This window comes from Citrobacter sp. RHBSTW-00881 (assembly GCF_013728515.1).
GTDB lineage: Bacteria > Pseudomonadota > Gammaproteobacteria > Enterobacterales > Enterobacteriaceae > Citrobacter > Citrobacter braakii.
Genome location: NZ_CP056269.1, coordinates 3074667 through 3085619, shown reverse-complemented (window position 1 = coordinate 3085619; position 10953 = coordinate 3074667). Strand labels below are relative to the sequence as shown.

13 protein-coding genes and 1 pseudogene are annotated in these 10953 nt (G+C 47.2%); 10 read left to right on the top strand and 4 right to left on the bottom strand.

Annotated features, from left to right (window positions below):
* Window positions 1-134: 134 nt before the first annotated feature.
* Window positions 135-1061, top strand: coding sequence for a GapS4a family protein (gapS4a, locus tag HV311_RS14935; RefSeq protein ID WP_046481287.1), 927 nt, complete (start codon window positions 135-137; stop codon window positions 1059-1061).
* The gene (locus tag HV311_RS14930) at window positions 1051-2073 is read left to right on the top strand and encodes a hypothetical protein (RefSeq protein WP_326928868.1); all 1023 of its coding nucleotides are present in this window, start codon (window positions 1051-1053) and stop codon (window positions 2071-2073) included. Before gapS4a ends, HV311_RS14930 begins: the two co-directional genes overlap by 11 nt.
* Window positions 2074-2110: 37 nt before the next feature.
* On the opposite strand, the gene HV311_RS14925 is transcribed toward HV311_RS14930, so the two are convergent.
* The gene (locus tag HV311_RS14925) at window positions 2111-3091 is read right to left on the bottom strand and encodes an IS5-like element IS5 family transposase (protein ID WP_064349473.1); all 981 of its coding nucleotides are present in this window, start codon (window positions 3089-3091) and stop codon (window positions 2111-2113) included.
* Here HV311_RS14925 and HV311_RS14920 point away from each other — a divergent pair.
* Both HV311_RS14920 and HV311_RS14915 read left to right on the top strand, forming a co-directional pair.
* Window positions 3090-3407: a hypothetical protein gene (locus tag HV311_RS14920; RefSeq protein ID WP_191221222.1), complete on the top strand. Its 318-nt coding sequence runs from the start codon at window positions 3090-3092 to the stop codon at window positions 3405-3407. The two genes, HV311_RS14925 and HV311_RS14920, sit on opposite strands and share 2 nt — an antisense overlap.
* 265 nt (window positions 3408-3672) lie before the next feature.
* Window positions 3673-3861, top strand: coding sequence for a hypothetical protein (locus tag HV311_RS14915; protein WP_046481285.1), 189 nt, complete (start codon window positions 3673-3675; stop codon window positions 3859-3861).
* A gap of 108 nt (window positions 3862-3969) precedes the next feature.
* Here HV311_RS14915 and HV311_RS14910 read toward each other — a convergent pair whose 3' ends face one another.
* Complete coding sequence (locus tag HV311_RS14910) at window positions 3970-4521, bottom strand: hypothetical protein (RefSeq protein ID WP_182279903.1); 552 nt, start codon at window positions 4519-4521, stop codon at window positions 3970-3972.
* Window positions 4522-4867: 346 nt separating this feature from the next.
* Window positions 4868-5101 (bottom strand): hypothetical protein, encoded by a 234-nt coding sequence (locus HV311_RS14905; RefSeq protein ID WP_148675904.1) that lies wholly within the window; start codon window positions 5099-5101, stop codon window positions 4868-4870.
* Between the two features lie 28 nt (window positions 5102-5129).
* Between HV311_RS14905 and HV311_RS14900 the strand changes: the two genes are divergently transcribed.
* From HV311_RS14900 to HV311_RS14880, 5 genes and pseudogenes are all read left to right on the top strand, one after another.
* Entirely contained in the window at window positions 5130-5543 is a 414-nt protein-coding gene (locus HV311_RS14900; protein WP_046481283.1) for a TIGR03757 family integrating conjugative element protein, read from the top strand.
* Window positions 5540-6469: a TIGR03756 family integrating conjugative element protein gene (locus HV311_RS14895; protein WP_046481282.1), complete on the top strand. Its 930-nt coding sequence runs from the start codon at window positions 5540-5542 to the stop codon at window positions 6467-6469. The genes HV311_RS14900 and HV311_RS14895 overlap by 4 nt, the downstream gene beginning before the upstream one ends.
* A 33-nt stretch (window positions 6470-6502) precedes the next feature.
* Window positions 6503-7860, top strand: a pseudogene (locus HV311_RS14890) (integrating conjugative element protein).
* Window positions 7861-7862: 2 nt separating this feature from the next.
* Window positions 7863-8180 carry a hypothetical protein gene (locus HV311_RS14885; RefSeq protein WP_046481281.1) on the top strand — a complete coding sequence of 106 codons (318 nt, stop codon included), beginning with the start codon at window positions 7863-7865 and terminating at the stop codon, window positions 8178-8180.
* Window positions 8177-9673 (top strand): conjugal transfer protein TraG N-terminal domain-containing protein, encoded by a 1497-nt coding sequence (locus HV311_RS14880; RefSeq protein WP_046481280.1) that lies wholly within the window; start codon window positions 8177-8179, stop codon window positions 9671-9673. The genes HV311_RS14885 and HV311_RS14880 overlap by 4 nt, the downstream gene beginning before the upstream one ends.
* A 4-nt stretch (window positions 9674-9677) precedes the next feature.
* Here HV311_RS14880 and HV311_RS14875 read toward each other — a convergent pair whose 3' ends face one another.
* Window positions 9678-10019, bottom strand: a complete 342-nt coding sequence (locus HV311_RS14875) for a DUF3742 family protein (protein WP_046481279.1) — start codon at window positions 10017-10019, stop codon at window positions 9678-9680.
* 271 nt (window positions 10020-10290) lie between these two features.
* Here HV311_RS14875 and HV311_RS14870 point away from each other — a divergent pair, with 271 nt between their 5' ends.
* Window positions 10291-10773: a JAB domain-containing protein gene (locus HV311_RS14870; protein ID WP_046481278.1), complete on the top strand. Its 483-nt coding sequence runs from the start codon at window positions 10291-10293 to the stop codon at window positions 10771-10773.
* The last annotated feature ends 180 nt before the right edge of the window (window positions 10774-10953 follow it).

Here is a 10953-nt window from a genome sequence, read left to right as displayed (position 1 = left end):
AGGCTGCTCTGTGCCAGAGGCAGAAGTCGATTGATGACTCACTACAAATTCGTCTTGCTTACTCCTAATGTTGATAAATGTGAATAAGATTAATACTATAAAGAATTATAATTTAATAGACGGCGGTTTAGGTAATGGGCGAGTTCTCAAAATATGTCGGAGAGGTGGGAGAAGAGATAGTCAATGACTTTCTGAAACTCTTTGGATGGAAAAACCTATGTAGTAACAAGCAATTAGATTGCTGCGTGGGAGAGCATGCTAAAAAGACACATGGAATAGATGCTTTGTATGTCTACAACTCTATGCTTCAAAAACAATCATTAGTAAGCGTTGTTGTTTCTGCAAAATATTCATCAGTACCTTACGATAAAGTCAAAACTACTTTTCGTTCACATTTCAGAGACTTGGCACATACCATTGAATGTTATTCAAAATCCCAGTTTAAAAGAACCATAACAAAACAATTTCCAGGTAGTTCAAGAAAAGAAGATATTGGGGTTTTGTTTTATTTAAATAATGATGAAAGCGATTCAAATGATAATATTAAAGGTGAAATCATCAATCATAGAATCGATTCTACCCTCAAGTTCAACGCCATACATCTCGTTGATAACGCAAGAGCTAAATTTTTATACAACTCGATAAGCTTTATCAAGAAAAAGCATGGTGAAATATCTTTTTTCTGCCTTAACACTACCTTAAATGTTTCATCTTCAACAAGACATTCTAAGATAATGCCTGTTGAATACATTACCTCTCCAATAATTCCTATTTCTGTGCCTGATGATAATGGGCGAAAGTTTATATTACTTTGCGATTTTAATTATAGTAAGGAATCACTAGGGTTGGTATATAAATTAGCTAGAAAACTTTGTTCCGATTTCGCAAATCATTATGAGATTTATTTCAATAAATATAATAAACTCACAGACTCCCCTTCAGTTGATGAAGTCAAAATGGCACAGGGTTTTGAAGATGGCACTGAGGATGTCGTAGGGGATATTACATTAATCGTTGATTCTTATAATAGCACTTTCAGGAGCATTTCTGATGAAAAATGATATTGATTTCATTCCCTCCGGAGATGAACTGAAAAATCTTGTGAGCCAGCAGAACTGTAGCTCTACAATGATCAATAATCTACTTAAAGAAAGAGGGCTTTTTTGCGGAGTGTCTGAAAAATCAGGCACAGTTCCAAACTTGATCACCTCTTTACTAAGCCCTGATGAATCTTATGATTTATTAAGCAGCATTAAAACAAAGGAAAAACTAGATAAAGTAAATTTTAGGAATTTCGATCTTAAGCAAGATGTTGATTTACTTGAGGAAGTTAGTGGTTTTGTAGATGTTGGTAAAATTACAAAAAATGGTTATATTAATTATGAAATATCAGATTTTAGCGATTTTACATCCCTAGATGGTAGAAGTAATAATTCCGTAATAATGGAGTTCGAAATTTGTAAAACAGATATTCTAGATGATTGGTATATAACTGAGAAATTCTTTAAAGGATCTGTGGAAATCAAGAAAGACTTTAATGGCATCACTGGTAACTCCCAGCTTTTAATGAATGTCAAACTAAATCACACATCTCCGGAAACTAAAGAAATAGCTGAAAATGTCATAACCTTGATAGAGGGGCATTTGGAAAGCAATAATATAATTGAGCATTCGCCTCATCGAGGTAGAGTTCTGATGGATGATTTTGAAAATGAAAATAGAGTGAAATTCCTTAATGAATTAGCCTCCCTTCATATTGGATACTTATTCTACCATCAAAAAATAGATGATGTTCATTTTAATCCTGATCATTCTACTGGTTATGAAAAACAATCAGATGCTGTGACTAATTTCCTCGAAAAAGATATTGACCAGTATAGAGTCAAAGGAAATCTAGAGAATATAATATCTGTCAAATGGAAACACATACACCCGTATGTACGTGTTACTAAGGTTGTCGCTAGGGAAGGTGCGAATAAGCGGGGAAATTCTTCTCGGCTGACTCAGTCATTTCATTTCTTCATGTTTGAGCCGATTTTTTCTCCCGTAAATGCCTTGAATCAGCCTATTTAGACCGTTTCTTCGCCATTTAAGGCGTTATCCCCAGTTTTTAGTGAGATCTCTCCCACTGACGTATCATTTGGTCCGCCCGAAACAGGTTGGCCAGCGTGAATAACATCGCCAGTTGGTTATCGTTTTTCAGCAACCCCTTGTATCTGGCTTTCACGAAGCCGAACTGTCGCTTGATGATGCGAAATGGGTGCTCCACCCTGGCACGGATGCTGGCTTTCATGTATTCGATGTTGATGGCCGTTTTGTTCTTGCGTGGATGCTGTTTCAAGGTTCTTACCTTGCCGGGGCGCTCGGCGATCAGCCAGTCCACATCCACCTCGGCCAGCTCCTCGCGCTGTGGCGCCCCTTGGTAGCCGGCATCGGCTGAGACAAATTGCTCCTCTCCATGCAGCAGATTACCCAGCTGATTGAGGTCATGCTCGTTGGCCGCGGTGGTGACTAGGCTGTGGGTCAGGCCACTCTTGGCATCGACACCAATGTGGGCCTTCATGCCAAAGTGCCACTGATTGCCTTTCTTGGTCTGATGCATCTCCGGATCGCGTTGCTGCTCTTTGTTCTTGGTCGAGCTGGGTGCCTCAATGATGGTGGCATCGACCAAGGTGCCTTGAGTCATCATGACGCCTGCTTCGGCCAGCCAGCGATTGATGGTCTTGAACAATTGGCGGGCCAGTTGATGCTGCTCCAGCAGGTGGCGGAAATTCATGATGGTGGTGCGGTCAGGCAAGGCGCTATCCAGGGATAACCGGGCAAACCGACGCATGGAGGCGATTTCGTACAGAGCATCTTCCATCGCGCCATCGCTCAGGTTGTACCAATGCTGCATGCAGTGAATGCGTAGCATGGTTTCCAGCGGATAAGGTCGCCGGCCATTACCAGCCTTGGGGTAAAACGGCTCGATGACTTCCACCATGTTTTGCCATGGCAGAATCTGCTCCATACGGGACAAGAAAATCTCTTTTCTGGTCTGACGGCGCTTACTGCTGAATTCACTGTCGGCGAAGGTAAGTTGATGACTCATGATGAACCCTGTTCCATGGCTCCAGATGACAAACATGATCTCATATCAGGGACTTGTTCGCACCTTCCCTAGTTATACAATTAGCTATGAATCCTATTCAGGTGAATGTAAGGTTGCATACGAGTTTAGTGAATATGGAAGAAAAACCCCTGTGAATCCTGAATTGTGCATTACCTTTATAAATATAAAGGTTAAAGGTGCGTCGCCCTCTAAAATACATGATATTCAATCAAACATTATGCGTGAGATTGAATTACGTAAAGTAGAATTGCTTACTAAATATAGAAGAGTTGCTGATACTGAATCAAACAGCTAACTCTATGGTTCTGCTCCCGATTGATTAATACCCACTATTAATACGGGAGCAAAAGCGACCTTCCGCTCCTCGCTCATTGTAGTCTTAGCGGGCCTGCACCCCAACCGCTAAGTGCCAAGAGCCGATATTTTTAACATCACTGTAAGTTAATCAATTAGAGAAAGGCCAACTGTTTACATACAGAAATCACGGTGCCAGGCAGTATCGCCTAGTTACATAATTTTCCCTGGCTGTTGTTTTTTTGAATATAATGATGGATTTATTGATGAAAGCAGAACTGATTGAACTATACAAAGACGCCTTACTTTTAGGGAAATATATTGAACTGGAACATGTTGCTAATAGAATGATGCCAGCCCTATACCCGGGAAAGGAGCTAGAAGATCTTTCTGACGAGGAGTTAATTGCATTAACTAAAGCCGTAATTACGGGTATGACTTCGTGGGTTTGCTAATCACTGATTAAAAATGGCGGCATAGGCCGCCATAACACAACTAACTCGTACATCACCTCCGTATGTATTATTTTCCCAATGGTTACTGGTAATAGTGATGTCCTCTCGTCATGAATACCGTCGTTTTAGTCGGGAATCCAGCCTTTCTGTCTCTTCAATAACTTTACTGAACTCTTTGGCTAATTTTGGTGGCAATTCAATACGTCCATGCTTGTTCGCTAGGTCACCTGTATTTAAGATTTCAAAACGTTTTCTGGCAAGGTACAACCACCTGATCACCTCAGGATCATTTACCAGAGCCTGACGGATATTATCTACCTGCTGACCCTTATAAATCCGCGAACTATCAGGGAGAAAAAGAATGTTGTCCGTACGATAAGGATATGGGGTAATATCCAGCATTTCACCATCATCACTCTCCCAAATACAGTGGAACTCAGCTTCAATATAAACTCCTGGTACCTGCCAGATAGCCCAACCGTAAACAGCCCTGCCACCATTCTGTTCAATTACCATTTCAACATTCGGAAAGCAGTCCATAACTTCCGCTCCCGGAAAAGGTTCATTGTTAATCAATACTGCGTGAGCATCAGGAACAACTTGTAGACAAAAATCCAGGGTTTCAGGCGCATTTAGCTGTGCGGGTATTGGGTGGTGCATAGTATTCCCTTATATTCGAACTAGATGGAAAATTTATAGTAAAATGACTTACTGAGAATATCATCGTTGGCGAAGTTTTACTTTCATTGGCTACTCGTCTGATTCGGCTCACTTGTCAATCAATGGCTTCACTGCAATCTAAATAGCTGCGCGCAATAGTGCTACACTTTTTCCAGCCCTTGCAGGACAAGGGATTGGAGCTGTTTTCCCCGCTAAGCGGCACTACGCCGATCTCGCGATGTGTTGCTCTTGTGTAACTGCCACAAGTCAATAAATGGCAAGTGCAGCGGGATTAGACGCAGCTATTTAGCGACGAAGTTTGTACAAGAATAGCCGTTCCTCGCTCTTAGCTACCTGTCAGAACTTTGCATATCATTCGTTCAGGTTGACCGGCCAACCCGGAAAATAATAGTAATATTTTGAATTTCATTTCCGTTTCAGCAAAAGCAGTTTGTTCTCTGCTGGTAAATACGATGGTGTAGTGTATCTCCCTTCCGGGTTCACTTGTTTGTGAATTTTCCTTCGTTTCAGGATTTGAGTTCTCTGCTGTTGCCTGCGCCTCTTGAGCATTAAATCCCACAGATCGCTTCATGATTTGAGGGAGAAAAATGCGTTTACGAATACACCTTTTTTTTATGCTGTCTGCTGCGCTGGTGGCCTCCGGCGCACTGGCTCAGACGGTGGTTTATTCCACACCAAAACTTCTGGTAGCTGACCCGCAGCCCGGCGTGCTGGTGCAGATTCTGGAAAATGTTCAGGTACTGGAGCAGTCGCTGTTTCCGGTACTGTCTGATAATCCGGCAGTTGCCGAGCATCAGGCAAAGCAGAGAATGCAACAACCTGACTGGCAGTTACAGGAGGCTCGACTGAACCGCGCGTATCAGGCGTTGCTTGATGCCCGGATGCTGGATATCGCAAAGGTTCCGGCAGTGGTGTTCGATGACAAATTTGTGGTCTACGGCACGACTGATGTCGCTCTGGCACAGCAGAAGCTGGAAATGTGGCGGGAGCAGCAGCCATGAAAGCACTGCGCTCGCTTATTCCGTCATTGCTGGCTGTGACTTTGCCAGCCACCGCCATCACCACGCCGCAAATAATTGCCTCCGCTCTTGCTCCGGACTGCCTGCAGTATCGTGTTGTCGGCATCTGTTACTGGCTCCTGTGTACACCGTTCGGTTGTACGGTCAAAACCTCGGTACGAGTGAAACACAATCTGCCGGAGCTGGTGGTATCGGCCTATAACACGCCCGGTGATAGTCCATGGCGTGAAATGGCGTTTGCCGGTAGTGCCATTTCTGGTGCAGAAGGAGGCGGTGACACTAACCCGCGCATCGGAAATAGCAAAACCAAAATCCGTTTCAAAAATTCGGATGCTTTCGGTCACCCGGCAGATGCCACCTTTTTTAAGCTCCTGAGTTCATACGGCTACAGTTGCAGCAGCAATGTCGTGCCGTTCCAGCCTTATTTTGTCAGCACGCTGGATATGCTGGCGTGGCGCAGTGGCGTACCGGAGATGTTGTATCCCGAAGCATTAACGCCGGGCCTGCGTGAAGTCGGTCAGCCTGGTGATCTGTGGGGCAATGTTTATCCACGGGCCGGTGCGCTGGGGCAAACGCATGATTATAAGGCCGGGGCCGTTGTCGCTCAGCGCACTGCCGATATTGTCACCCGCGCCGGGCAGCTTCATGTTTACCTGCCGCTGGTTGCTTCTTCCCGCCCAGGTTACTGGCCGCCATCGCCAGTAATGGAAGTCAAGTCCGGAAATCACACCTGGCAGATACTTACCCCACAAATAAGCATGAGCTGCGCCATTTTTCCTGACCGCACCCTAATCAATACCTATGCCGACCGGCTGTCAACAAATGGCAGTTACGCCTGGACGCTCTGGCGTCCGTATTCATGCTGTCAGCGTCGTGGGCAGACTCTTCTTGGCAGTACCGGAGGTTAAATCACTATGGCATCAAAAATAAAACCGGTCCTGATGGCTATGCTGACCAGCATTTTCTGCCATACAGCGCTGGCGGCAGAGAACAACTACAGCGTGGATCAGCAGGGGGCGATTGCTGACGCACTTTACTATCAGATTGGCGGAGGCTCGGTGATAACCCCGGCGCTGACGCGGCGTAACACGCAATTGTTGAATGTACGGGCTGGCTGGAATGCCGACCTGATGTGCGGAAATTTCGATATCAGCACCACAGTGCGTAACCAACTGAATGGTGTAACTGAGGGGTTTCAGGATTTAATGGGCAACGTTATTCAGTCTGCCACTTCTGCTGTTGCCAGTCTCCCCGCGATGATCATTCAGCGTGCTAATCCCCAGCTTTACGACCTGCTAACTAACGGGGTGCTACAGGGGCGTATTGATTTTGATAAATCGCAGCTGACCTGCCAGAAAATGGCCGAGAAGATGACCGATTTTGCCTACGGTTCGGCATGGACTCAAAGTGCAAAGGCGGAAAACTATCAGAGTGTTGCTGTCAGTGAAGCAGATGCGGTGCGGGCAGAAAAGAAGGTGGCGAAGGAAGCTGCCAGTAAGGGAAAAACCTGGGTAGGAGGACAGAAGCGAGGGGGGAGCGGGCAGCAACCCATCAGGCTGGTTGGCGATACGACCAGGGTTGGGTACAACATCCTGAACCAGCGCAGTGTGACCGATACCGGCAGTATTTCTCCGTCACAATGCCAGGGAGAGCTCTGTCAGGTCTGGAGCAAACCAGAAGAGGCGGCGTCCTGGATGACCAGAGTCGTCGGTGAACAGACCATCAACGTCGCGCCGGATAACGATGTTTCTGGCAGCAGTGAAGATAAAACCGGTGCGCAGGCTGGGGTGGGGCTGTCGCCACTGATTGCCGAAGAGCAGGAAAAATTGCAGAGGTACTGACCGAACTGGTTAACGGCAGCATAAAACCCACTTATGAGAACCTCGGCAAAGCTTCTGGAGGTAGCCTGCAACTGACACGTGGCGTAGTGGAGGCGTTGCGTGACGATCCTGATGCAGCGGTACTGGTACAGCGTTTATCTGGTGAGATGGCGCTGGCCCGCGTGATGGAACAGGCGCTGATGGCCCGGCGCACACTTCTGGCTGGGGCGCGGGAACCCAATATTGCGGCGGAAAAAGAGGCGCAAACGCAACTGAATCAGACCACGATGCAGCTTGACCAGGAACTGAACCAGCTTCGGCTCGAACTTGAGATGCGGCGAATGCTGGCAGATAACGCCAGTACTTCCGTTCTGACACGTAAGACGCTGCGTGATGCCACCCGTGGTGAGGCTGTCAGCGTGGAGGATGATGGTAGCAAACGAGTGAATGATCTCAGCAAATCCGCCGGGGAGGAGTAACCATGTATGTTATATGGATACGTTTAAGATCTACGCTGATGGCTGTGGGTCTGCTAACCGGGGTAGCGATTATCGCTGGACTGACACTTCGCTTCACGTCCCCGGAGATGTCTTTGCAAAATACGCTGTATCAGGTGAGATATGGATTATTGGCCTGGCGGTTAAGCCTCTACATCTCGGGTATCGTCATTGGTTTTTCTCTGTACCGGCGTTTATCTGTTCAGAGCAGGGCGCATCTGAAACGCATTGCTGGCTGGTCGCTGGTTCTGCTGGCGGTTAATGAAGTCAGTAACCTGCTGCAACAGGGGAACGGCGCATGACGACATACAGCTACCTGGAGTATGCCCTGACGCTGCTGGGCTGGCTTATCAGTAACGGAATATGGGACACCATTACGGCGACGGGGTTGTTTGCGCTGCCGCTGCTGATGAAACTGTTATCCCTCTGGCTGAAAGCGCGGGAACAGGGTGCCGATGAAGGTGATGCGGGCGGGCTGACGCTGGCTTGGATGGAGAATACGATTTATGTGGCGCTACTGGTCATTATGTTTACCTGCGTTCCGTTGCTGAATATCGATATCACGCAAATGAAGTACAACACCGACCGCTCGAAACAGTGCAATTTCACCATGCCTGTCGCGCCGGAGCAGTCAGGTTATGCGCCACTGGTGAGTGATATTTCCGGTCAGACGGCGGCGGTGCCGGTGTGGTGGTATCTGATCCATGCTGTATCCAAAGGGATGGTCAGCGCTGCCACTGCCACGCTGCCGTGTAAACCGGACCTGCGACAACTCAGGTTTGAAGTGCAGCATACCCGCATCAGCGACCCGGTGTTAGGGCAGGAACTGCGTGATTTTGTAATGGAGTGCTATTCCCCATCACTTTCACGGCTGAAGCAGCGCGGTGGTGAACTTACCCTGGGCGAAAGTCTGGATGTGGCCTGGCCGGGTTCCTCGCGATTTATGACGCAGGTAGGGTATTACGATACTGACCATGCCCGTTCGCCACGAAGCGCCTGGCCGTATGACAGTAATCGGGATGCAGGACTGGTGAATACGGGAAATGGTGGCTACCCGACCTGCAAACAGTGGTGGTCTGATGCGGATGTGGGACTGAAACCCCGACTGCTGGCACAGGTTAAGCCGGATGTCTGGCAGTCATTTAAGAAAATGGCTTACAGCAAGGAAAACTATGAAGAGGCGGTACTGCGAGCGCTGATCAGTCCGCGCAATATGACGGTATCGCAGGACGGGCTGGTGTATAGGGGCTATGGCGGTAACGTTGACCCGACTCTGACCAATAGTCTTGCCAGAACGGGGGCGGCGTTGGGCCATTCGCTGGCATCACTGGCGGCGTTTCCGGCTTTTGATTCACTACGTCAGGCATTACCAATGGTGCAGGCTATTCTGTTAATGGTGTTGGTGATTTGCATCCCCCTGGTGACGGTGTTCTCTGCCTACAGCATCAAAACGGTGCTGACGCTGACGTTCGCGCAGTTCGGTCTGATGTTCCTGACTTTCTGGTGGGAGCTGGCTCGTTGGCTGGACGGTTGGATGCTGACGTTATTGTACGATGGCGATGCCCACAGTTCATGGAATCTGGCCGGGATACAGAATACCCAGGACGATTTGATTATGCAGTTTGTGATGGGAACGATGTTTATCGTGCTCCCTGCATTCTGGATGGGGGCGCTGGGATGGGCTGGAGTTCAACTGGGAGGGGTGATCGAACGGGCTGCTATTACAGGATCAGCCGACGCCAATAAATCAGGTGGAAGGATGGGTGATGTTATCGCACGGAAAGTAGGAAGATAACTTCTTAGTCGTCGATTCTCCTACCGCTGTAATAAAATCCAGGGCCTTCGGGTCCTGTTGCATTATAACCATCCGAAGGTTCGTCTCCCTTTGGGCCTTCGCTTCTTCCATTAGCCGCAGTATTCAGGTACCAAGCCATAAATATCATCAGTGCCAGGCATAACGCGGCAAACAGTGCGCCAGCAAGCAGCAATCCCACCGCAGCGGCAATGCAAAGATACAGAGGAAGTTTTGTTATCCAGTACGGTACGCCACGCTGCTGCAGTCGGATTTCCTGTACGCTGAGCCAGCGTACAAACTGACGGGTCCGGAAACCAAGACGATATCCAATATTCTGCTGTTTCATTCTGCACTTCCTGTACTGAATAAAATATGAACACAGGTTATCACTGGTACAAAAATCAGACAACGGTTTCTTTTATTTCTGAGAATTAATTCCCGGTATTTACTCTATACAGCCATCAGCATACTGGCTCTGCATATTGCTGCTGTAGCAGCGCCCTGGTGAACTCAGTTCACGCCCTTTAATGCTCACGCACCTGAAAACGAGCAACGCATCACGCGTGGTGTCCTCCTTATTCCAACTCAATCCCTCTTTTTTACACCGGAGTCTTACTATGTCCGAAATTACACTGCAATACACAACTTCTCAAGCAACAAAAGAACTGGTTGAACGCGCCCTCAGAGCGATAAAAAGTGATTTTATGGCAGCAGAGTCGGAACCAGGAATTGTGAGTCCGGCAATGTTTGTTGATTATCTGCGTCTGCAGTTAAGCGATCATGAACGGGAGCATTTCTGCGTAATATTCCTCGATAATCAGAACCGGATTATTGAAGCTGAAATTATATTCAGCGGCACGCTGGATCATGTAAGCATTCATCCCCGTATTATTGCTCGCAAAGCATTGCTGCGAAATGCTGCGGCAGTTCTTCTGGCCCACAATCACCCATCAGGTGAAGTTAATCCCAGTCAGACAGATAAAACGGTGACAGAGCATATCGTGAAATGTCTTTCTATGCTGGATATTAAAACGCTGGACCATATGATTGTCTCCCCTGGTGAGAATCATTATTCGTTCGCTGAACATGGTTTGTTGTGATTCATTATTACCGAAATACCCTTCTTTACGGAGGGTTTTTTTTGCCATTTTTTTTTCATGAAAACAGATATTCATGAATTTATTCCTCGCAGGAAAGGATTTAAAGGAAAGGGCAAGGGTAAAGGGGGTTAAGAGGTAACAGGCTTTACCAGAAAAGACCTGGAGATAAAGGATATCTCA